The organism is Bordetella ansorpii (genome assembly GCF_900078705.1).
Taxonomy (GTDB): domain Bacteria; phylum Pseudomonadota; class Gammaproteobacteria; order Burkholderiales; family Burkholderiaceae_B; genus Bordetella; species Bordetella ansorpii_A.
Genome location: NZ_FKIF01000007.1, coordinates 260,211 through 281,600, shown reverse-complemented (window position 1 = coordinate 281,600; position 21,390 = coordinate 260,211). Strand labels below are relative to the sequence as shown.

Here is a 21,390-nt window from a genome sequence, read left to right as displayed (position 1 = left end):
CAAAAAAAAGCCCCTGGCCGAAGCCAGGGGCTTTTGTCCGTTCGGTGGCGGCCATGGAGGCCGGCCACCGCGTAGCCGTGCTTAGCGCAGCAGCGACAGAACGGTCTGGGGAACTTGGTTGGCCTGGGCCAGAACCGAGGTGCCAGCCTGTTGCAGGATCTGGGCCTTGGTCATGTTCGACACTTCCGTGGCGTAGTCGGCATCTTCGATACGCGAACGGGCGGCGGACAGGTTGTTCACCGTGTTGTTCAGGTTCGTGATGGTCGATTCGAAACGGTTCTGGATCGCGCCCAGGTCGCTACGCAGCGAGTCGACGGAGGCCAGGGCCTTGTCGATCGAAGCCAGCGGGTCGACCAGGACTTCGTTGCCGGCGGTCGCCGACACGGCACCCGTGGTGGCGTTCACGGTGGCGGCGTAGTACGTCGTTTCGCCGTTGGCCACGTTCTTCACGTAGTAGTTGTCGCCATCCTTGACCAGGCTGTTGGTGCCCGAGAACGACACGCCCGACAGGTCGGCGGTCACGGCCGGAGCAGCGGCTTCGGCCAGGACTTGCGAGGCCGAAACTTCGACGCCGGCGGTGGCGATGCCAGTCAGGGCGGTGGCGGAGCCGGTGGCCGAAGCCAGGTCAACGCTGACCTTGCCGGTATCCAGGTCGATCGTGGCGTTGTAGTACGTCGAGCCGGACTGGACGTAGTAGGCGGTGGTGGCGCCACTGGGGTCGTTCACCATGAAGACCGAGTCAACGGTCGGGGCGGCCGGTTCTTCCAGAGCGGCGCTCTTGGCGACGGACAGCTGAACCACGCCAGCGCCGTTGTCGAACTCGGTGGCATTGGCGTTGATGTTGGCCGTCGTGATGGCGGCGCTGATGCCACCCACGGTGACGGTGCCGGCGCTGGGATCGTACGTGGCGGTGTAGTACACCGAGCCGTCGGCCGAAGCGTACAGCTGGTTGTCTTCACCGACGTACAGTTGATACGTGCCGCCGCCTTCCGTGGCGAACGAGAAGTCGGTCCACTTGGCCGAGGTGCCGGCCTGGATGGTGGTGACGTTCTGGAAGCCCTTGCTGCTGATCGCGTTGCCGACGTCCAGCTTGCCCAGACCCAGGGTCGTGGCGTTGATCTGCTTCAGGTCGATCGTGATCGTTTCGTCGTCGTTGGCGCCGACCTGGATCTTGATCTTCGAGTCGCTGGCCAGAACCTTGACGCCGTTGAACTGGGTCTGTTCCGACACGCGGGTGATTTCGTCCAGGCGCTGGGTGATTTCAGCCTGGATCGATTCCAGGTCCGAATCCGAGTTCGTGCCGTTGGCGGCCTGGTTGGTCAGCTCGCGAACGCGCTGCAGGTTGTTGTTGATTTCGTTCAGGGCGCCTTCGGTCGTCTGGGCCAGCGAGATGCCGTCGTTGGCATTGCGGGCGGCTTGGGTCAGACCCTTGACGTTGGCGGTGAAGCGGTTGGCGATGGCCTGACCGGCGGCATCGTCCTTGGCGCTGTTGATGCGCAGGCCGGACGAGAGGCGCTCGATGGCGGAACCCAGCGCCGACTGGGACTTGTTCAGGTTGTTTTGTGCAACCAGCGACAAGTAGTTGGTGTTGATAACAGCAGCCATGAATAGCTCCCAAGAGAGAAAGGCTTCTTCAAACCGGGCAGCTCGGGCCGCCCTACGTGGCGGGCCAGGGACTGTCCCGCTGCCTGGGTTACGGCGCGTTGATCGCAAGCTTTAGGGCATGTGCTCGCGGATTTCGTGTTTTTCGGCGGGAAGTTTTGTAACAGGGGAGGCTGCCCCTGGGGCGCCGGCCCGCAAGCCGGCCTTGGCCGGCCCGGGCCGGGGCGCGTCAGACGACCTGCGTGAGATGGACGTCCGAGGGCAGTTGATGCCAGGCCTGTTCTTTCAGGTGAGCGCGGATGCGGGCCGTGGCCTGCGAACGCAACTGGCAGACGCGCGCCTCGGTGACGTTGAGCACGGCGCCGATTTCCTTCAGGTTCAGGCCCTGCTCGTAACAGAGCGACATCAGCAGCTTCTCGCGCTCGGGCAGGGCGTCGATCGCCTGGATGAGGGCGCGGCGCAGGTCGCCGGCCAGCAGGCTGTCCAGCGGCGTGGCCTGGTCGCCCGCCGGGGCGTCATACCACTGGCCGTCGCCTTCGCCCTCACGGCCGAAATCTTCGTAGTGCAGGATCTGGATGCCTTGCGCATCGGCCAGCATTTCACGGTACTCGGTCAGCGGCACGCCCAGTTCGGTTGCGATCTCGGTCTCGCTGGGCTGGCGCATCAGGAGCTGCTCCTGGCGCTGGATGGCGGTCTCGATGCGGCGGCTCTTGCTGCGCACGCTGCGCGGCAGCCAGTCCTGGCTGCGCAGCTCGTCGAGCATGGCGCCACGGATGCGGGCCGTGGCGTAGGTCTCGAATTGTGCGTCGGGGTTTTCCTGGTAGCGGCGGACGGCGTCCAGCAGCCCGATCATGCCGGCCTGGATCAGGTCGTCGAGCTGCACGCTGGCCGGCAGGCGCGCAAGCAACTGGAGGGCCAGCTTGCGAACCAACGGAGCGTAATGAACCAGGCTGTCTTCGGCGTTAAGCATTCAGTGTCTGTCTGCGGGGGACTCGCACGGTGCGCAGGCAATGGCGTTGCAAACGAGCCACAGATCACGCCGTCGTGGGCGCGGCCCGCAAGGGTCTTTCTTGCGGTGAGATTGTCGGAGAAACGCGACGATTCATTCGTGCAAGAACGCAACTTTTTGAGCACTTATTTACGGCTTTGCCCATATTGTGGCGTAATGCATGTAACGCCGATGTTTCGACGTTCGTGAAATGAATGATGATTCTCAAACTTTTGACATGACTGTCATAAAAACTGACGAACTGCATGGTAAATTGAATCCAATTTGCGATGAAATGACACATTTCGCATAAATCTACAAAGGTCCTGCGGCATTGAGCGGGGCAGGGCCTGGGTTGTCGCCTCGCTGCGGCAGCCTGTCACCGGAGAGTTAAGTGAAAACAGCCGATAGTTCGTTGCTTGCCGACATTCGCGAAGTCAATCTTTCATATCTGCTGCTGGCTCAGCGCATGTTGCGTGACGACCACGCCGCTTCGATGTTCCGCCTGGGCTTCAGCGCCGAGGTCGCCGACATCCTGGTGCGCCTGTCGCCGGCCCAGTTGGTCAAGCTGGCCAGTTCCAGTTCCGTGCTGTGCCGTTTCCGCTTCGACGACTACAGCCTGCTGTCCGCGTTGACGCAAGACGTCCTCGGCGGGGCACTGCAACAGGCTCATGCCACCATCCTGCTGGCCAAGCAGCCTGTCGAAGAACTGGCCTGACGGCGCCCGCCATGCCAATCAAGAGCGTTTCGCAGGAAGCCGACGAAATCCTGCTGGCCAGCGCAATGATCACGCTGGGGGCCCGCCTGCAGGTCCTCGAGGCCGAAACGAGCCTCAGCCATGACCGTCTGGCCCGCCTGTACCGCGAAATCCGCGGTTGTTCTCCTCCCAAGGGCATGCTGCCCTTTTCGGTTGACTGGTTCATGACCTGGCTGCCGAACATCCATTCCTCGTTGTTCTACAACGTCTTCTCGTTCCTCAATGCACGCACCTCCAGCAAGGGCATCCGGGCCGTCATCGACGCCTATCGCCTGTACCTGGAGAATGCGCGGGTCGATGGCGCGCCTCCCGATGAGCCGGTGCTGAGTTTCACCCGCGCCTGGATGCTGGTGCGCTTCTTCGACAGCGGCATGTTGCAGTTGTCGGCGTGCAAGCAGTGCGGCGGGCATTTCATCGCCCACGCGCATGATCCGCAGTCCGATTTCGTCTGCGCGATCTGCCGTCCGCCTCCCCGCGCGGGCAAGACCCGTGCCGCCAAGGCGCGCGGGGCTGCAGTCAAGGCAAGCCTGGATACGGCACGCTCCTGAATTCCTTAAGGGTGCGCAAACACGCCAAAAACCCCTAAAAACCCCCCGTAACCCACGCTTTTGGCGTGGGTGGGGCGGGCGATCATTACGGCGGGATTGTTCGGACTACATTGGCAGGGGCCTAATGTGTTGATTGTTATCGGTTATTTGGTGGTCATCGGCTCCGTGGTCGGCAGCTTCGTGGCCATGGGCGGCCACCTGGGCGCGCTGTATCAGCCGTTCGAGGTCGTGCTGATCGCGGGCGCGGCGCTCGGCGCGTTCGTGGCCGGCAACAGCAAGAAATCGCTGGTGCTGGTCAAGCAGGCGCTGCCCAAGTCCCTGAAAGGTTCGCCTTACAGCAAGCAGGTGTACATGGAACTCATGGCGCTGCTGTATGTGCTGCTGAACAAGGCGCGCCGCGAAGGCCTGATGGCGATCGAGTCGCACATCGAAGACCCGTCCTCCAGCCCGATCTTCAGCGAGTATCCCGGCATCTTGCGCGACGACAAGCTGATGGAATTCATCACCGACTATCTGCGCATCATGATCAGCGGCAACATGAGCTCGTTCGAGATCGAAACGCTGATGGACGAGGAAATCGACACCTACCGGCACGAACAGGAAGTGCCCGTGCATGCGTTGCGCGCCGTGGCCGACGGGCTGCCTGCATTCGGGATTGTGGCCGCGGTGCTGGGCGTGATCAAGGCGCTGGCCGCCGTCGACCAGCCCCCCGCCATCCTGGGCGACCTGATCTCCAAGGCGATGGTCGGTACGTTCCTGGGCATTCTGCTGTCTTACGGCTTCGTCGGTCCGCTGGCCTCGCAGATCGAGCGCCGCACCGCCGAGTCCATCAAGGTGCTGGAGTGCATCAAGGTCACGCTGCTGGCCAGCATGAACGGCTATCCCCCGCAACTGGCTGTAGAGTTTGGCCGCAAGGTGCTGTTCTCCGCCGTGCGTCCCACCTTCAGCGAGCTCGAAGAGCACGTGCGCCAGGCCAAGGCCGCGCCGGGCCGTGCCTGATCCGCTGGATTGAAAACACGCCGCCATGAGCACCGTCAACAATCACCGCGTCGTCATCCGGCGCAAGAAGTCGCACGGGGATGCGCACCACGGCGGGAGCTGGAAGATCGCCTACGCCGACTTCATCACCGCGCTGATGGCGTTCTTCCTGGTCATGTGGCTGATCAGCATCGTGCCACGCGAAGAATTGAAAGGCATCGCCGAGTATTTCCGCATGCCGCTGTCGGTGGCCATCGCGGGCGGTCCGAAGAATTCGGCCGAACGCAGTGCCATCCCGGGCGGCGGTCCGGACCCCCTGCGCGACGAAGGCGAGGTCCGCCGCGCGCAGGGCACGCGCATGCAGGCCCAGACCATCAGCGCGGATGCCGAGCGGCGTGACCGCCATCGCCTGGAACGCCTGCGCCAGCGGCTGGAGAACGTCATCGAAAGCAGCCCGGTGCTGCAGAAGTTCCGGCCGCAGTTGCTGATCGACATCACGACCGAAGGCCTGCGCGTGCAGATCGTCGATAGCCAGAACCGGCCGATGTTCGCCACCGGCAGCGCCGAGGTCAAGCCCTATATGCGGGACATCCTGCGCGAGCTGGGGCCGGTGTTGAACGAGCTGCCCAACAAGGTCAGCATCGCCGGCCACACCGACGCCACGCAGTACGCCCGGGGCGAGCGCGCCTACAGCAACTGGGAACTCTCGGCTGATCGCGCCAACGCGTCGCGCAAGGAACTGGTGGCGGGCGGCATGAACGAAGGCAAGGTCATTCGCGTGCAGGGTCTGGCCTCCAGCATGAGCCTGGTTAAGGACGACCCCTATGCTGCCGTTAACCGCCGCATCAGCTTGGTGGTCTTGAACGAATCTACCCAGCGCCGCCTCGAGTCCGAGAACGCGGCCGCCGCCGACGTAACCGCCGACAGCGCGCAGCAGGTCGACCAGGCGCTGAATCCGCAATTCGACGCGCAAGCGCCAGCGAAGCAATAGGAAGAGCAATGACATCCACGATTCTGGTGGCGGATGATTCGACGACCATGCGCATGATCGTCAAGACGGTGCTGTCGCAAGCCGGATGGCAGGTGCTGGCCGCCAAAGACGGCCAGGAAGCCCTGGCGCTGGCACAGACCAGCCGGGTGGACCTGGTGGTCAGCGACTGGAACATGCCTGTCATGGGCGGCCTGGGCCTGATCCAGGGCCTGCGCGAGCAGCCTCAGTATCAACATACTCCGGTGCTCGTGCTGACCACCGAAGAAGACGACATCAGCAAGTCCGCGGCCCGCGATCTGGGCGTCAGCGGATGGCTGAACAAGCCGCTCGACCCGCAAGTCCTGGTCGAGTTGGCCGCGGAACTGCTGGGCGAGACGCCGCAGGATTGATCAGGTTCACATAAGGTAAACACCTGCCATGAGTTCTGGCCTGGACCTCAGTCAGTTCTACGAAACCTTCTTCGATGAAGCGGACGAACTGCTGGCCCAAATGGAGCAACTGCTGCTCGAACTGGACGTGCAAGCGCCCGATATCGAACAGCTGAATGCGATTTTTCGTGCCGCTCACTCCATCAAGGGTGGCGCGGCGACCTTCGGCTGCTTTCAGAAGCTGGCCGGAACCACCCACCTGCTCGAAAACCTGCTGGACGCCATCCGGCGGGGTGAGATGGCGCTGCGCGTCGACATGGTAGATATTTTCCTGGAGACGAAGGACGTGCTGAAGAGCCAGTTGGATGCCTACCGGTCGTCCGAGGAGCCCGATGAGGCCGTATTCGAGCGCATCTGCGCCGTATTGCGGCAACTGGCCCTTGAAGACGGCCACGCCGCGCCGGCGCAACCGGCGGCGGCTCCTGCCCCCGCTCCCGCCGCTGTCGCCGCGCCCGCGCCCGTAGCCGTGCCGGCTCCCGCGCCCGTTGCGGCCGAACCCGTGCAGCAGCCTGCCGGCGATCTGCCCACCAAGGTGCGCATCAGCAAGGTGTCCGACAAGGATGCCGATTCGTTGCTCGAAGAGATGGGCAACCTGGGCAAAGTCCTGGCCAGTGACCGCAGCGGCGGCGCGCTGGCCGTGTGGGTGCAGACGACCTGCTCGGCGGCCGATATCGAGGCGGTCTGCTGCTTCATCATCGATTCCGACCAGCTCGAAGTCACGCGCGAGGCCGCCCCGGCGCAAGCCGCCCCGGCCGATGCCGGGGTGCTGGAGCAGTTCGAGCAGGCCGCCGCCAGCTTCACGCCCGCCGTGGCCGCCGCGCCCGTCGCCGCCGCCATCGAGACGGCGGCGCCCGCCGCCGCGGCGCCGGCCCGTGCCGCGCGCGCTCCCGCCGCGCAGCATGCCGACAAGGAGTCCACCTCCATCCGCGTGGGTGTCGAGAAGGTCGACCAGATCATCAATCTGGTGGGCGAACTGGTCATCACGCAGGCGATGCTGGCACAGCAGGCCTCGTCGCTGGATCCGGTGCTGCACGACCGCCTGCTCAACGGCATGGAACAGCTCGAGCGCAACGCGCGCGACCTGCAGGAATCCGTGATGTCCATCCGCATGATGCCGATGGACTACGTGTTCAGCCGCTTTCCCCGCCTGGTGCGCGACATCGCCGGCAAGATGGGCAAGCAGATCGAACTGCAGACCTACGGCCGCGCCACCGAGCTGGACAAGAGCCTGATCGAACGCATCATCGATCCGCTGACGCACCTGGTGCGCAACAGCCTGGACCACGGCATCGAAACGCCCGAGAAGCGCATCGCCGCCGGCAAGGAGCCCACGGGCCAGTTGGTGCTGTCGGCACAGCACAACGGCGGCAACATCGTCATCGAAGTCAGCGACGACGGTGGCGGCCTGAACCGCGAGCGCATCCTGAAGAAGGCGCTGTCGCAGGGCATGGCCGTGAACGAGAACATGCCCGACGATGAAGTCTGGCAACTGATTTTCGCGCCCGGTTTCTCCACCGCCGAACAGATCACCGATATCTCCGGCCGTGGCGTGGGCATGGACGTCGTGCGTCGCAACATCCAGGACATGGGCGGCCATGTGCAGTTGTCCAGCGAGACGGGCAAGGGCACCACCACGCGCATCGTGTTGCCGCTGACGCTGGCCATCCTCGACGGCATGTCGGTCCGGGTGGGTGAAGAGACCTTCATCCTGCCCCTGAACCACGTGACCGAATCGCTGCAACCGACGCAAGACCAGCTGTACACGGTGGCGGGCAACGAGCGCGTGATGCACGTGCGCGGCGAATACCTGCCGCTGGTCGAGATGCACCGCGTGTTCTCGGTGGGCGGCGCACAGGCCGATCCCACCCAGGCCATCGCCGTCATCATGCAGGCCGAGGATCGCCGCTTCGCCCTGCTGGTGGACCATCTGGTCGGCCAGCACCAGGTCGTGGTGAAGAACCTCGAGGCCAACTACCGCAAGGTGCCGGGAATCTCGGCGGCCACTATTCTTGGCGACGGCAGCGTTGCGCTGATCGTCGATGTATTCGCACTGGCGCGGGCCAATCGCGAGAAATGGGCCCAGCCCGAAGCCATCCTGAACTAAGGGAGCAAGACCATGGCAGCCAAACCGCAAACCCCGGCGACGCGCGTCGAAGACCAGGGTAGCGAATTCCTGGTGTTCACGCTGGGCGAAGAAGAGTACGGGATCGACATCCTGAAGGTGCAGGAAATCCGTGGCTACGATGCGAACGCGGTCACGCGTATCGCCAACGTGCCGCCCTTCATCAAGGGGGTGACGAACCTGCGCGGCATCATCGTTCCGATCGTCGACCTGCGCATCAAGTTCAACCTGGGCCGCGTCGAATACAACGAGCAGACCGTCGTCATCATCCTGAACCTCGATCGCCGCGTGGTGGGCATCGTGGTCGATGGCGTGTCGGACGTGCTGATGCTGAATTCCGGCCAGATCCGTCCGGCGCCCGAGTTCGGCGCCACGCTGTCCACCGAGTACCTGACCGGGCTGGGCACGGTCGACGAGCGCATGCTGATTCTCGTCGACATCGAACGCCTGATGACCAGCGACGAAATGGCGCTGGTCGAGAAAGTGGCTTCCTGAGCCCATCAGCGCAGGGACGGGGCGCATCGAACCCCGCGCCCGGCGCATGGCAGCGAACGCGGTCCGTGATTGATGAACATCATGCGCAATACTTTGGCAAACCTGTCCATTCGCAGCAGCCTGCTGGGCGTGCTGGGCTTTTTCTCCCTTCTGCTGGTCATTGGTGCGGTGCTGGGGGTCTTCTCCCTGCACCTGGGCAATGAGACGACCGCATCGCTCAAGCGGACCGAGGATATCGACGACGCGATGAGCCGCGTGGTCAATCACACCAAGGACGCCATCATCGCCTTGAACCGTGGCGCCATCGCCCATTACGGCGTGACCGTGCAGGCCCTGGCGGCCGCCCAGGCGGCCCAGGTCGCGCAGACCAAGACCGCGATCGACGCCGCCAACACTTCCCTGGCGGCGCTTGCCGCCCAGGCTTCCGCACCCGTTGCCGAAGGCGCCACCGCCGCGCCCATCCCGGCGCCGGCTCCGCTCGCCGTGCCGGCCGCCGTGGCGGCGCAGATGCCGTCGGGCATAGCCGGCCAGGCCGCGTCGATGGCGCAACGCGCCCAGGACAGCCTGGGCCGTGCGCAGGCCGAGTTCGAGCGTTACCAGGCCATGCCCAAGACCGAGGCGGCCCAAGCGGCGCTGAACGAGTTCGAGCAGGCCTATCGCGCGCTTACCCAGCAGGGCATCGCACCCGTGGTGGCGCTGCTGCAAAAGGGGGATCTGACCGGTTACTCCAGGCAGATCGAAAGCGCGATGGATGCGCCGGAAGCCCGCTTCCAGCGTTCGGTCGATGCCTTCGCGACCTGGCGCGCCACGCAGCTGGACGAGGCCTACAACATGGCCCAAACCCGCTACCACTATATCCTGGGCGCCGTCGCGCTGGGCGCCTTCGTGGCCGCCGTGCTGGTCTTCATGACCTACCTGTTCCTGCGTGGCCGCGTGTTGCGTCCGCTGAAGGAAGCCGGCATCCAGTTCGACCGCATCGCCGCGGGCGACCTGGCCACGCGGGTCGAGATGCGCGGCAACAACGAGATCGGCCAGTTGTTCGCGGCGCTCAAGCGCATGCAGGAAAGCCTGACGCGCACGGTCAGCACCGTGCGCCGTGGCGTGGACGAGATCAACGTGGGGTCGCGCGAGATATCCGCGGGCAACACCGACCTGTCCAGCCGTACCGAGCAGCAGGCGGCCTCGCTGGAAGAGACCGCGGCGTCGATGGAGCAGTTGGCGTCGACCGTGAAGCAGAACGCGGACAACGCGCGCCAGGCCAACCAGTTGGCGGCCAGCGCGTCGCAGGTGGCCGAGCGCGGCGGTTCGGCGGTGTCGGAGGTGGTCAACACGATGGAAGGCATCTCGGCGAGCTCGCGCAAGATCTCCGAGATCGTGTCGGTGATCGACGGCATCGCGTTCCAGACCAACATCCTGGCGCTGAACGCGGCGGTGGAAGCGGCGCGCGCGGGCGAGCAGGGCAAGGGTTTCGCGGTGGTGGCGGGCGAGGTTCGCTCGCTGGCGCAGCGCAGCGCGCAGGCGGCCAAGGAGATCAAGGTGCTGATCGAGGACTCGGTCAGCAAGGTCGATACGGGTTCGCAGCAGGTCGAACGCGCCGGGGCGACGATGCAGGAGATCGTCAGTTCGGTCAAGCGCGTGACGGACATCATGGGCGAGATTTCGGCGGCGTCGGAAGAGCAGTCCGGGGGCATCGACCAGGTGAACCGCGCGGTGTCGCAGATGGACGAGGTGACGCAGCAGAACGCGGCGCTGGTGGAAGAGGCGGCGGCGGCGGCGGGTTCGCTGCAGGAGCAGGCGCAGCGCCTGGCCGAGGCCGTGGCGATATTCCGCATCAACACCGGCGAGGTCATCGATGCCCCGTCCCCCCAATTGCAAGGCCGCGGCCGTCCCGAGCTGATGCAAGGCGAGGGCACCCCTGGCTTTGCATTGGCCGGGTCGTAAGTCGAGGGATCCAGCGTGGCCACCGCCCAGCCCTCGTCGGCCTTTTCGGCCGAACGGCAGTTCGAGTTCCGCGACAACGATTTTTCGCGCGTGCGCCGCATGATCTACGCGCGCGCGGGCATCTCGCTGGGCGATCACAAGCGGGAAATGGTCTACAGCCGGCTGGCGAGGCGCCTGCGGGCGCTGGGCCGGCAAGACTTCGGCGGCTATCTCGATCATCTCGAGGAACAGCCGGCCGCCCCCGAGTGGGAAAATTTCGTCAATGCCCTGACGACCAACCTGACGGCATTCTTCCGCGAATCCCATCACTTTCCGATCCTGGCCGAGTTCGCGCGCACGCGCGGCGGGCCGGTGTCGGTGTGGTGTTCCGCCGCCTCGACGGGCGAAGAGCCGTATTCGATCGCCATCACCCTGGCCGAGGCGCTGGGTTCGCGCGCGGCCGGCAGCAAGGTGATCGCCACCGACATCGATACGCAGGTGCTGGCCAGGGCCCGGGCGGGCGTCTATCCGTTCGAGCGGGTGTCCAAGCTCGACGAGGCCCGGCTCAAGCGCTTCTTCCTGCGTGGCAAGGGCGAGAACAGCGGGCACGTGAAGGTGCGTCCCGAGATCCAGGAGATGGTCACGTTCCAGACGCTCAATCTGCTGGCCCCCGATTGGCCGCTGAACGAGAAGTTCGACGTGATCTTCTGTCGCAACGTGATGATTTACTTCGACAAGCCCACGCAGTCGAAGATCCTGCAGCGCTTCGTGCCGCTGCTCAAGCCGGGCGGCCTGCTGTTCGCGGGCCATTCCGAGAACTTCACCTATATCAGCCGCAGTTTCCGCTTGCGCGGACAGACGGTCTATGACTGCGTCGGCAGTCCTGAATAGAGACGCACGAACAGAATGAAGAAAATCAAGGTCCTTTGCGTAGACGATTCCGCGCTGGTTCGCGGCCTGATGACCGAGATCATCAACGGGCATCCCGACATGGAAGTGGTTGCGGTCGCGCCGGATCCGCTGGTGGCGCGCGACCTGATCAAGCAGCACAATCCCGACGTCCTGACGCTGGACGTCGAAATGCCCCGCATGGATGGCCTGGATTTTCTCGAGAAGCTCATGCGCCTGCGCCCCATGCCGGTGCTCATGGTGTCGTCGCTGACCGAGCGCGGCGGTGAGATCACCATGCGGGCGCTGGAGCTGGGCGCGGTCGACTTCGTCACCAAGCCTAAGCTGGGCATCCGCGATGGCCTGCTCGAATACAGCGAGATCATTGCCGAGAAGATCCGCGCCGCCTCGCGGGCGCGCCTGCGCAAGAGCACGCCGCCCGCCGAAGGCGCTGCCGCGCCCGCACCGCAGCGCCTGCGCAGCCCGTTCTCCAGCTCCGAGAAGCTGGTTATCATCGGCTCGTCCACGGGCGGTACGGAAGCGATTCGCGAAGTATTGCGGCCGTTGCCCCCCGACAGCCCCGCGATACTCATCACGCAGCACATGCCGGCCGGTTTCACCAAGTCGTTCGCGCAGCGGCTAAATACCATGTGCGCGGTGACGGTGCGGGAGGCCGTGCATGGCGAGCGGGTGCTGCCGGGCCACGTGTACCTGGCTCCCGGCGGCGAGACGCACATGCGCCTGGGCCGCAGCGGCGCCAACTATGTCATCGAGTTGTTTGAGGGCGATCCGGTCAACCGGCATCGGCCGTCCGTGGATGTGCTGTTCCATTCCGCGGCCGAGTCGGCTGGCCACAATGCCATCGGCGTGATCCTGACCGGCATGGGCAAGGACGGCGCCGCCGGTCTGCTGGCGATGCGCCGGGCCGGCGCGCACACGATCGCCCAGGACGAGGCGAGCTGCGTCGTTTTCGGCATGCCGCGCGAGGCGATCGCGCTGGGCGCCGCGGAGGACGTGGTGACGCTGTCAAATATCAGCGAACGTATCCTCGACCGCCTGGGCGACCGTGGCCATCGGGTTTGAAATCACACTGGGCGCGGCAGCGCGTCCATAATCAATTCTTGGAGTGAAGATGGTAGACAAGGCCCTGAAGATTTTGGTGGTGGACGATTTCCCCACCATGCGGCGGATCATCCGCAACCTGCTCAAGGAACTGGGCTTCGAGAACGTGGACGAGGCGGAAGACGGCGCCATCGCGCTGGACAAGCTGCGGACCGGCGGCTTCCAGTTCGTCGTGTCCGACTGGAACATGCCCAATCTGGATGGTCTGGAAATGCTCAAGCAGATCCGCCAGGACCCGAGCCTGAAGAGCCTGCCCGTTCTGATGGTGACGGCCGAGGCCAAGAAGGAAAACATTGTTGCGGCCGCCCAGGCCGGCGCCAACGGCTATGTGGTCAAGCCGTTCACGGCCGCCACCCTGGAAGAGAAGCTGAACAAGATTTTCGAGAAACTGGCTGGCTGAACGAGGTTCCCCCATGAACGCCACGAATAGCGACGAGAAGAAGCCCGAAGCCGGCGACCTGATCCATCGCATCGCGTCACTGACGCGCATGCTGCGCGACAGCATGCGCGAGTTGGGTCTGGACCAGGCGATCAAGGATGCCGCCGAGGCCATCCCCGATGCCCGCGACCGCCTGCGCTATGTCGCGCAGATGACGGAGCAAGCCGCCAATCGCGTGCTCAACGCCACCGAAGCCGCCGGTCCGATTCAGGACGATATGGCGCGCAATGCGCGCGAGTTGGATGCGCGCTGGCAGTCGTGGTTCGATCAGCCGCTGGAGGTGCCCGAGGCCCGCGAACTGGTCAAGGACACGCGCGCCTTTCTGGCCGACGTGCCCAAGCAGACGCAGGAAACCCAGGCGCAGCTGATGTCCATCGTGATGGCCCAGGATTTCCAGGATCTCACCGGCCAGGTCATCATGCGCATGATGGACGTGGTCGGCGCGATCGAGCGCGAACTGCTGCAGGTGCTGCTGGACAATGTGCCCCAAGAGCGGCGCGACGAAGCCACCAGCCTGCTCAATGGTCCGCAGGTCAATCCGGAAGGCAAGGCCGATGTGGTGACCAGCCAGGACCAGGTCGACGATCTGCTGGCCAGCCTGGGCTTCTGACCGCGTCCGCCCGCCGTGAAGGCGGGCCGGACGGCGCAGCCAGCGGCAGGGCTCAGATGGGCGTGCGGTGCCGGAAACCCGGCGCATGCCCGCTAATGTGCGCCAGGTCCGGCCGCGTGCAGTTGCGGCCGGCATGGCGCGCGACGTAGGCCTGCTGGCTGGCCCGGTCCAGAAGGTCCATGAAGCAGCGGTCGGTGCTGTTGCGCTCGGCCAGTCCGCAACTGGCGGACAAGCCCGGAAACCCCTGGTCGGACAAGCGCGCCAGCGCATGGCGCAGCCGCTCGCTGACCGTGTGGGCGCCGTAGAGGCTTTCGCCGGGCAGCAGGATGGCGAATTCTTCCCCGCCGACGCGGCCGATGGGCGTATCCGGACGCACGCCGCTGCGCAGCAGTCCGCCAATCTGGCGCAAAGCGTCGTCGCCGGCGTCATGCCCCAGGGCGTCGTTCAGGCGGCGAAAGTCGTCCAGGTCGAGAATGACGCAACTGAGCGCCTGCCGGTCGGGATGCCTGCTGAGGAAAATGCGCTCGCCTTCGCTGAGGAAAGCGCGCCGCGATTGCACTCCGGTCAGGACATCGGTGGTCGACTGGGCGCGCAGTTCCATGCTTTCCGCCGCCAGCTTGCCGAAATCCTTCAGGATGGAGAGGTCGTCGCGGACGGCCTGGCGCGGCACATGATCCAGCAGGGTCAGCGCGCCGACCAGCAGGCCGTCGCGCGTGGCCAGCGGCACGCTCCAGCAGGCCCGTACGTACGGGGCGCCGGCGACCTGGGGAAAGCGGCAGAAGCGCGGGTCTTCCAGGGTGTCGGATACCAGCATCGGCTCGGCGCTTTGCAGGGCATAGGAAGCGAAGGCGGTGTCGCGGCTGCCGGTGGAAACGGGGTGCGTGGCGCGTGTTTTCAGGATCTCGTGATGCAGGCCGACCATCGACACGTAGGCGATGGGAAAGCGCAGCGTGGCGCGCGCCAGGCGGGAGATGCGTTCGAAGACCGGATCGGGCCCGCCGTCGAGCACCTGCAGGTCGGTCAAGGCGTCAAGGCGCGCCTGTTCACGCAGGGAGTCCCGCGCCGCGTACTCGTTCAAACCTTGCATGCCGTCTTGCTCCCCGGTGTCAGCGGCCTGGTCGGTAACCTGTGTGTCTGCTCATGGGCGGGGCCGAGCCAATCGGCCAAGTGCGCCCGAATGGAATAACGTGGCTTTCCCCCCGTTTCTTAAATGATCGCCCGCACGGCGCCTCGCCTAGAATCTCGCCGGGCAGTCTGCAACCCGTCTGCAGGCCGCGAAGCATACGTCGAGCATGGCCGAAGAGAGCGATCTAGAGAAAACAGAAGCCGCCTCACCACGGCGCCTGGAAAAGGCGCGCGAGGAGGGGCAGCTTGCGCGTTCGCGCGAACTGGGCACGTTTCTGTTGCTTGCCGCGGGCGTGGCAGGACTCTGGCTGGGCGCGACGGGCCTCTACCGGGGACTGACGGGCATCCTGCGAAGCGGCCTGGGTTTCGAGCCGCGTATCGCGCGGGATTCCACCGTCATGGTGGTCGAGGCGGCAGGGAGCGCCTTCGACGCGGTGCTGATGCTCTTGCCGTTGTTCGGCATCCTGGCGGCGGTGGCCATCCTGGGCAGCGTGGCGTTGGGCGGTCTGGTCTTCACCACCAAGCCATTGATGCCGAACTTCGGGAAACTCGATCCGATCAGCGGATTGAAGCGGATGTTCTCGATGCAGACCGTGGTCGAACTGATCAAGTCCGTCGCCAAGGCGTTGCTGGTGGGGGGGATCGGCGCCCTGGTGTTGTGGCATTACCACGCGGACATGATCGGCCTGTCGCAGGCTTCGCCCACGGCGGCCATCGCGCATACGCTGAAACTGGTGATTCTTTGCAGTGCGCTGATTGTTTCGTCCCTGTTTTTAATCGTGCTGCTGGATGTTCCCTGGCAGATCTACAGCCACTTGAAGAAGCTGCGCATGTCCAAGGAGGACGTGAAGCAGGAGCACAAGGAGAGCGACGGCGATCCGCACGTCAAGGCGCGGATCCGCCAGCAGCAGCGGGCGATGTCGCGGCGCCGGATGATGGCGGAGGTGCCCAAGGCCGACGTCGTGGTGACCAACCCGACGCACTATGCCGTGGCGTTGCGCTACGCCGAGGGCGAGGCCGGCGCGCCCCGCGTGATCGCCAAGGGCACCGGACTGATCGCCTTGCGCATCCGCGAGCTTGCCGGCGAACACCGTATTCCTACACTCGAGGCGCCGCCGCTGGCGCGCGCCCTGCATCAACACGTCGAACTGGGGCAGGAAATCCCGGTTGCGCTTTATACCGCCGTGGCGGAAGTGCTGGCGTGGGTCTTCCAGTTGCGCAGTTGGCGCGCGGGCGCGGCCGGGGAACCGACCCCGCCGTCGGCCCTCAAGGTGCCCGATGAACTGGACCCGCACGTCCGCCGCCCCGCGGCCCAAGGAGTCTGAGGAATGAGCGCGCTGCTCTCCATGCTGAAAACCCAGGGCGCGGCCAACGCGCGCCTGCTCGCCGGTCCGGTGCTCATCGTGCTCGTGCTGGGCATGATGGTGCTGCCGCTGCCCACCTTCCTGCTCGACCTGCTGTTCACCTTCAACATCGCGCTGTCGGTGATGATCCTGCTGGTGGCGATGTTCACCCGGAAGCCGCTGGATTTCGCCGCGTTCCCGGCCGTGCTGCTGTTCGCCACGCTGTTGCGGCTGTCGTTGAACGTGGCTTCCACGCGCGTGGTGCTGCTGCACGGCCACGAGGGTCCCGACGCCGCCGGCAAAGTGATCGAGGCGTTCGGCCACTTCCTGGTGGGGGGCAACTTCGCGGTCGGCCTCATCGTCTTCATCATCCTGACGATCATCAACTTCATCGTCATCACCAAGGGGGCGGGCCGGATCGCCGAAGTCGGCGCGCGCTTCACCCTGGACGCCATGCCCGGCAAGCAGATGGCCATCGACGCCGACTTGAACGCCGGCCTGATCGGCGAGGAAGAGGCGCGCCGGCGGCGCGGCGAGGTGGCCCAGGAAGCCGATTTCTTCGGCTCGATGGACGGCGCCAGCAAGTTCGTGCGCGGCGACGCCATCGCCGGCCTGCTGATCATGGTGATCAACGTCATCGGCGGCCTGATCGTCGGGGTGGCGCAGCACGACCTGTCGTTCTCCGAGTCGGGCCGCGTCTACACGCTGCTGACCATCGGCGACGGCCTGGTGGCGCAGATTCCCGCGCTGGTCATTTCCACCGCGGCCGGTGTGGTCGTGTCGCGCGTCTCGAACGACCAGGACGTCGGCCAGCAGATCGTGGGCCAGTTGTTCGCCAATCCGAACGTGCTGTTCCTGACCTCCATCATCATCGGCATCATGGGCCTGATTCCCAACATGCCGCACGTGGCCTTCCTGTCTTTGGCCGCGATGCTGGGCGGCGTGGGCTGGATGGTGATGAAGCGCCAGCGCGAAGAGGCCTCCAGGACCGTCGACGAGCCCTCGCAGGCCGCCGCCCAGGCCCAGGCCGCGGCGGCCGAGGCCAGTTGGGACGACGTGTCGATGGTCGACCAACTGGGGCTGGAGGTCGGTTACCGCCTGATCCCCCTGGTGGATCACGCGCAGAATGGGGAACTGCTGCACCGCATCCGCAGCCTGCGCAAGAAGTTCGCGCAGGACGTGGGGTTCCTGCCGCCGGTGGTGCACATCCGGGACAACCTGGAGCTCAAGCCCAACGACTACCGCATCCTGCTGTCCGGTGTCGAAGTCGGGCGCGGGGTGGCCATGCCGGGACAGTGGCTGGCCATCGATCCCGGCGGGGTCAATGCCACCATCAAGGGCGTGCCGACGACCGATCCGGCCTTCGGCCTGCCGGCCCTGTGGATCGACAGCGGCCAGCGCGATCAGGCGCAGGTGGCCGGCTACACCGTCGTGGATGCCAGTACCGTGGTGGCGACGCACCTCAACCATTTGATGCACCGCCATGGATCGAGCCTGCTGGGCCGCCAGGAAGTGCAGCAATTGCTGGATCGCCTGGGGCGCGATGCGCCCAAGCTGATCGAGGACCTGGTGCCCAAGACCCTCTCGTTGACCGCGCTGCAGAAGGTGTTGCAGGGCCTGCTGTCCGAGGAGGTGCCGATTCGCGATATGCGCACCATCATCGATACCGTGGCCGAACATGCCCCGCGTCTGGCCGTGCAGGCGGCCAACGTGGGCGGCCAGCCCGACGTGCCCGAACTGATCGCGCTGACGCGCCGCTCCCTGGGTCGCGCCATCACCCAGCAATGGTTCCCGGGCGAAGGCGAACTGCGCGTGATCGGCCTGGACGTCAAGCTCGAGCGTGTGCTGTCGCAGGCCATGGCCACCAGCGGCGGCCTCGAACCCGGCCTGGCCGAAACCTTGCTGCGCGAAACCGAGGCCGCGGTTCTGAAGCAGGAGTCGCAAGGCAATGCGCCGGTATTGCTTGTATCGCCGCCGTTGCGTGCGCCGCTGTCGCGTTTCCTGCGCCATCACCTGCCGCAGTTGGGCGTGTTGTCCAACGCTGAAATCCCCGATGAGCGCGTCGTACGCGTCACTGCCCTGGTCGGAGGCACCGGTTGATGAAGCTTTCCCGTTTTGTAGGCGCGACGGTGCGCGAAGCCATGCGCCAGGTGCGCGAGGCGCTTGGCCCGGATGCGTTGATCGTGTCCAATCGCAGCGTCAATGGCGCGATCGAGGTGGTTGCCACGGTCGATGCCGCCCAGGATTTCGTGGACGAGCCGGCGCCCGCCCAACCGCAGGCCGAGACTGCCGCCCACCCGGCCGCGCGCGCCACGCCGCCCGCCGCGGCCACGCCGAGGCCGTCCGCCTGGCAGGCGGCGGCCGACGCGGCCGGTCTGCCGCCGCCCGCGCCGTCCCAGCCCGACACGTCCTACGCGCCCGCGCGTGCGCTGGCACGCTACGCCGATGCGGCGGCGGCGTCCGCGCAGCCGGAGGCGGATGCCGCCGGCACCCCCATGCCTGCTGCCCGGACAGACGCCGTGCGGCCCGAGTCCGCGGGTGCGGGACAGGGCGCGGTGGCGTCCGGCGTGTCTGCGCCAGTCTCTGCCGCGGCGCCGTCTCCTGCCGCCCTGCCGGCGCCGCAAGAGCGCCTGCCCGTACAGAATTCCCCCGCGCCTGGCCATGGCGTGATGCCGCCCGCCGCCGAGCCGCCCCTGGCCGATACGGCGGCGGCGTCCGCACCTCCCGTGGCCCGCCGGCCGCAGGCGCCTGCCGTGCCTGCGCCCTCCATGGCGCAACGGCCCGACGCGCCGTTGCCTTCCGCCATGCCCGGTCTGGGGGGGGCGCCCGCCGATGCCGGCAACCAGCAGGTGCAGGCCGCGCTGGATGCCCTGCGCGGCGCGCTGGAGTCGCGCATGGATGGATTGTTGTGGAGCGGTGCGCAGGCTGCCGGCCTGCAGCCCGTCAACGCCTCCCTGTTCCGCAGCCTGCTCGAGGCCGGCTTCAGCATGCCGCTGGTGCGCGCGCTGGTCGAGCGCCTGCCCGGCAGCCTGGACAGGCAGGGGGCGATGGCCTGGGCCCGTAACGAGCTGGTGAAACATCTGCCGGTCATGCGCAGCGAGGACGAGTTCCTGGCCGATGGCGGCGTATACGCCCTGGTCGGCCCCACCGGCGTGGGCAAGACCACGACGCTGGCCAAGCTGGCGGCGCGCTGTGTCGCGCGCGAAGGCCGCGAGCAGGTCGCGATGTTGACCACCGATCTGTTCCGGATCGGCGCGCTGGAGCAATTGCAGATCTACGGCCGCCTGATGGGCGTGCCCGCGCATTCCGTGCGCGACGGCGAAGAACTCAAGCAGGCGGTGGCCCACTTGGGCCACCGCAAGACCATCCTGATCGACACGACCGGCATCAGCCAGCGCGACCGCAATGTCGCGGCCCTGGCGGCTTTGCTGCACGCGGCCGACAGGCCGGTGCGGCGCCTGCTGGTGCTCAATGCGGCGAGCCAGGGAGACACGCTGGACGAGGTCGCCCACGCCTATCGCAATGGCGCCAGCGAGGATGTGGTGGGCTGCATCATCACCAAGCTGGACGAGGCGACCCGCATCGCGCCGGCGCTGGATACCGCCATTCGGCACCGCCTGCCGATCCATTACGTTTCCATCGGCCAGAAAGTGCCGGAAGACATGGCGACCGCCGACCGTCAGGCGCTGGTCGACCGCGCGCTGGCACCGCTGCCGCGACAGGCCGCGCCGCTGTATGCACCCAGCGAAGCCGACCTGGCGGCGTTGTGGCGTTCGTCGGCCAAGCAGGACGCGCAGCAGAAGCAGGCCGACGGTGCCAGCGACGCCGCGCGGCGCCGGCAGTTGCTGGCGACGGCTTTGCTGCCGCGGGCGGATGCGGAGATTGCGCTGGACCAGGCGATCGCATGGATGGAAGCCGATCCCGCGTGCACGCAGGCGCGTGCCAATTGGCGCGGCGCGGGCGCTGGCACGGTCTCGCCGGAAGGCCTGTCCGGCGCGGGGCTGGCGTTGGCGCAGGGGGCCTACGCGGGCGGCAGCGACCGTTATCTGCTGGCCATGCACGGCAAGGCCGCCTTGAAGGGGGGCGCATCGGCGGGTTCGTTGCTGGCGGCGATGCTGATGACAGACCGTGGCGTGGCACTGTCCGCCCCGATGGCTCACCTGGTGTTGCCGCACGGCATCCTGAACGCGCATGACCTGCGCGCCGCCATGCCCGACAATGCGGTGCAGGCGCTGGTGGCGCGCGTGCGCGGGCTGCAGTCCGCCCTGCGGGACGTGCCGCAAGTGCACCTGTTCGACATGGGCACGGCCGCGATGTGGCAGTCGTTGTCGGCCGAAAGTGCATCCTGGGTGGCGCGCGGCGCGGGCGCATTGCGCGTGGTCCAGGAGGATACGCCCACCACGCTGGCCGCAGTGTCCCGCGACCTGGGTTATCTGCCGATCGGCACCGCGCGCTTGCCCGGGCAGGAGTCGGAGGTCCCGCTGGACCTCTGGGCCAGCGGGACCGAAGTGCGGATGTCCGCGCGAGGCCATGAAGATCTGCCGCTACGCATGATCTGCGCGCGGCTGACCGAACCGGCCACGGGCAAGGTGGTCAATCAGTTGTACGGATTGACCAATTTGAAGGCGTCTCAGGCCGACGCGCCGACGATCGCGCGTTGGCTGCTGCAGCAGGAGCAGGCCAAGGCGGCTTTCCGGCACATGACGCACGCCTGGGCGGCGCTGCCCCCCGCCGCAGGCATTCAGGACATGCCTCGTCAAGCCATGCTGGCCGCTCAATTGGGGACGGCATGCTGGCAGCTGTCGCAAACTCCTCAGGCCGACGCCACCCGCGCAATGCTGCACGCCATGGCATCCGGCGGGCGCAAGCTCACCGGCCCGGTGATGCCGGCAGCGCTGATGAAGGGATTCGCGATGCTGGAAATGGCCTCTTGATTCGAGGCCGGGCGGAGCAGGGCGCCAGGAGGCGTCCGGTCGGCCTGGCGTAACGCGCGGCCGGGCCCAGGCTTTCAAGACCGCCAGGCGGGCCGGGCCG

The 21,390-nt window shown here is 66.2% G+C and carries 18 protein-coding genes; 15 read left to right on the top strand and 3 right to left on the bottom strand.

The window, feature by feature from the left end; genetic code table 11:
- Positions 1–81: 81 nt before the first annotated feature.
- Together A6745_RS17000 and A6745_RS16995 are read right to left on the bottom strand one after the other, a co-directional pair.
- The gene (locus A6745_RS17000; protein ID WP_066129669.1) at positions 82–1,605 is read right to left on the bottom strand and encodes a flagellin N-terminal helical domain-containing protein; all 1,524 of its coding nucleotides are present in this window, start codon (positions 1,603–1,605) and stop codon (positions 82–84) included.
- A 226-nt stretch (positions 1,606–1,831) separates the two neighbouring features.
- Complete coding sequence (locus A6745_RS16995; protein WP_066129666.1) at positions 1,832–2,572, bottom strand: RNA polymerase sigma factor FliA; 741 nt, start codon at positions 2,570–2,572, stop codon at positions 1,832–1,834.
- 412 nt (positions 2,573–2,984) lie between these two features.
- On the opposite strand from A6745_RS16995, the gene flhD reads away from it, so the two are divergent.
- The 12 genes from flhD (at position 2,985) to cheZ (ending at position 13,888) form a co-directional block, all read left to right on the top strand.
- The gene (gene flhD, locus A6745_RS16990; RefSeq protein ID WP_066129662.1) at positions 2,985–3,308 is read left to right on the top strand and encodes a flagellar transcriptional regulator FlhD; all 324 of its coding nucleotides are present in this window, start codon (positions 2,985–2,987) and stop codon (positions 3,306–3,308) included.
- 11 nt (positions 3,309–3,319) lie between these two features.
- Complete coding sequence (flhC, locus tag A6745_RS16985) at positions 3,320–3,895, top strand: flagellar transcriptional regulator FlhC (RefSeq protein ID WP_066129660.1); 576 nt, start codon at positions 3,320–3,322, stop codon at positions 3,893–3,895.
- A gap of 126 nt (positions 3,896–4,021) precedes the next feature.
- Positions 4,022–4,894 carry a flagellar motor stator protein MotA gene (gene motA, locus A6745_RS16980; protein WP_066129657.1) on the top strand — a complete coding sequence of 291 codons (873 nt, stop codon included), beginning with the start codon at positions 4,022–4,024 and terminating at the stop codon, positions 4,892–4,894.
- Positions 4,895–4,919: 25 nt separating this feature from the next.
- Positions 4,920–5,864, top strand: a complete 945-nt coding sequence (gene motB / locus A6745_RS16975) for a flagellar motor protein MotB (RefSeq protein WP_066129654.1) — start codon at positions 4,920–4,922, stop codon at positions 5,862–5,864.
- Positions 5,865–5,872: 8 nt separating this feature from the next.
- Positions 5,873–6,253: a response regulator gene (locus A6745_RS16970; RefSeq protein ID WP_066129650.1), complete on the top strand. Its 381-nt coding sequence runs from the start codon at positions 5,873–5,875 to the stop codon at positions 6,251–6,253.
- Between the two features lie 28 nt (positions 6,254–6,281).
- A complete protein-coding gene (gene cheA / locus A6745_RS16965) occupies positions 6,282–8,396 on the top strand; it encodes a chemotaxis protein CheA (RefSeq protein ID WP_066129645.1) in 2,115 nt (704 codons plus the stop codon).
- A 12-nt stretch (positions 8,397–8,408) separates the two neighbouring features.
- On the top strand, positions 8,409–8,909 hold the full coding sequence (gene cheW, locus A6745_RS16960) for a chemotaxis protein CheW (protein ID WP_066129642.1): 501 nt from the start codon (positions 8,409–8,411) through the stop codon (positions 8,907–8,909).
- 81 nt (positions 8,910–8,990) lie between these two features.
- The gene (locus A6745_RS16955) at positions 8,991–10,850 is read left to right on the top strand and encodes a methyl-accepting chemotaxis protein (RefSeq protein ID WP_066131313.1); all 1,860 of its coding nucleotides are present in this window, start codon (positions 8,991–8,993) and stop codon (positions 10,848–10,850) included.
- A 15-nt stretch (positions 10,851–10,865) separates the two neighbouring features.
- Positions 10,866–11,720 carry a CheR family methyltransferase gene (locus tag A6745_RS16950; RefSeq protein ID WP_066129639.1) on the top strand — a complete coding sequence of 285 codons (855 nt, stop codon included), beginning with the start codon at positions 10,866–10,868 and terminating at the stop codon, positions 11,718–11,720.
- A 15-nt stretch (positions 11,721–11,735) separates the two neighbouring features.
- The gene (locus A6745_RS16945) at positions 11,736–12,800 is read left to right on the top strand and encodes a protein-glutamate methylesterase/protein-glutamine glutaminase (protein WP_066129636.1); all 1,065 of its coding nucleotides are present in this window, start codon (positions 11,736–11,738) and stop codon (positions 12,798–12,800) included.
- Between the two features lie 49 nt (positions 12,801–12,849).
- A complete protein-coding gene (gene cheY / locus A6745_RS16940) occupies positions 12,850–13,239 on the top strand; it encodes a chemotaxis response regulator CheY (RefSeq protein WP_066129634.1) in 390 nt (129 codons plus the stop codon).
- Positions 13,240–13,252: 13 nt separating this feature from the next.
- A complete protein-coding gene (cheZ, locus tag A6745_RS16935) occupies positions 13,253–13,888 on the top strand; it encodes a protein phosphatase CheZ (RefSeq protein ID WP_066129632.1) in 636 nt (211 codons plus the stop codon).
- A 52-nt stretch (positions 13,889–13,940) separates the two neighbouring features.
- On the opposite strand, the gene A6745_RS16930 is transcribed toward cheZ, so the two are convergent.
- Positions 13,941–14,975: a GGDEF domain-containing protein gene (locus A6745_RS16930; protein WP_066129631.1), complete on the bottom strand. Its 1,035-nt coding sequence runs from the start codon at positions 14,973–14,975 to the stop codon at positions 13,941–13,943.
- Between the two features lie 205 nt (positions 14,976–15,180).
- Between A6745_RS16930 and flhB the strand changes: the two genes are divergently transcribed.
- The 3 genes from flhB to flhF are packed head-to-tail and all read left to right on the top strand — an operon-like array spanning position 15,181 to position 21,290.
- Positions 15,181–16,338 carry a flagellar biosynthesis protein FlhB gene (flhB, locus tag A6745_RS16925; protein ID WP_066129629.1) on the top strand — a complete coding sequence of 386 codons (1,158 nt, stop codon included), beginning with the start codon at positions 15,181–15,183 and terminating at the stop codon, positions 16,336–16,338.
- Between the two features lie 3 nt (positions 16,339–16,341).
- On the top strand, positions 16,342–18,456 hold the full coding sequence (gene flhA, locus A6745_RS16920) for a flagellar biosynthesis protein FlhA (RefSeq protein ID WP_066129628.1): 2,115 nt from the start codon (positions 16,342–16,344) through the stop codon (positions 18,454–18,456).
- The gene (flhF, locus tag A6745_RS16915) at positions 18,456–21,290 is read left to right on the top strand and encodes a flagellar biosynthesis protein FlhF (RefSeq protein WP_066129625.1); all 2,835 of its coding nucleotides are present in this window, start codon (positions 18,456–18,458) and stop codon (positions 21,288–21,290) included. Before flhA ends, flhF begins: the two co-directional genes overlap by 1 nt.
- Positions 21,291–21,390 lie beyond the last annotated feature (100 nt).

Excerpts from the sequence above, each read along its gene's own strand:
- A6745_RS17000 (WP_066129669.1), bottom strand. The coding sequence starts at position 1,605 with ATGGCTGCTGTTATCAACACCAACTACTTGTCGCTGGTTGCACAAAAC.
- A6745_RS16995 (WP_066129666.1), bottom strand. The coding sequence starts at position 2,572 with ATGCTTAACGCCGAAGACAGCCTGGTTCATTACGCTCCGTTGGTTCGC.
- flhC (WP_066129660.1), top strand. The coding sequence starts at position 3,320 with ATGCCAATCAAGAGCGTTTCGCAGGAAGCCGACGAAATCCTGCTGGCC.
- motB (WP_066129654.1), top strand. The coding sequence starts at position 4,920 with ATGAGCACCGTCAACAATCACCGCGTCGTCATCCGGCGCAAGAAGTCG.
- A6745_RS16970 (WP_066129650.1), top strand. The coding sequence starts at position 5,873 with ATGACATCCACGATTCTGGTGGCGGATGATTCGACGACCATGCGCATG.
- cheA (WP_066129645.1), top strand. The coding sequence starts at position 6,282 with ATGAGTTCTGGCCTGGACCTCAGTCAGTTCTACGAAACCTTCTTCGAT.
- cheW (WP_066129642.1), top strand. The coding sequence starts at position 8,409 with ATGGCAGCCAAACCGCAAACCCCGGCGACGCGCGTCGAAGACCAGGGT.
- A6745_RS16955 (WP_066131313.1), top strand. The coding sequence starts at position 8,991 with ATGCGCAATACTTTGGCAAACCTGTCCATTCGCAGCAGCCTGCTGGGC.
- A6745_RS16945 (WP_066129636.1), top strand. The coding sequence starts at position 11,736 with ATGAAGAAAATCAAGGTCCTTTGCGTAGACGATTCCGCGCTGGTTCGC.
- cheY (WP_066129634.1), top strand. The coding sequence starts at position 12,850 with ATGGTAGACAAGGCCCTGAAGATTTTGGTGGTGGACGATTTCCCCACC.
- cheZ (WP_066129632.1), top strand. The coding sequence starts at position 13,253 with ATGAACGCCACGAATAGCGACGAGAAGAAGCCCGAAGCCGGCGACCTG.
- A6745_RS16930 (WP_066129631.1), bottom strand. The coding sequence starts at position 14,975 with ATGCAAGGTTTGAACGAGTACGCGGCGCGGGACTCCCTGCGTGAACAG.
- flhB (WP_066129629.1), top strand. The coding sequence starts at position 15,181 with ATGGCCGAAGAGAGCGATCTAGAGAAAACAGAAGCCGCCTCACCACGG.
- flhA (WP_066129628.1), top strand. The coding sequence starts at position 16,342 with ATGAGCGCGCTGCTCTCCATGCTGAAAACCCAGGGCGCGGCCAACGCG.
- flhF (WP_066129625.1), top strand. The coding sequence starts at position 18,456 with ATGAAGCTTTCCCGTTTTGTAGGCGCGACGGTGCGCGAAGCCATGCGC.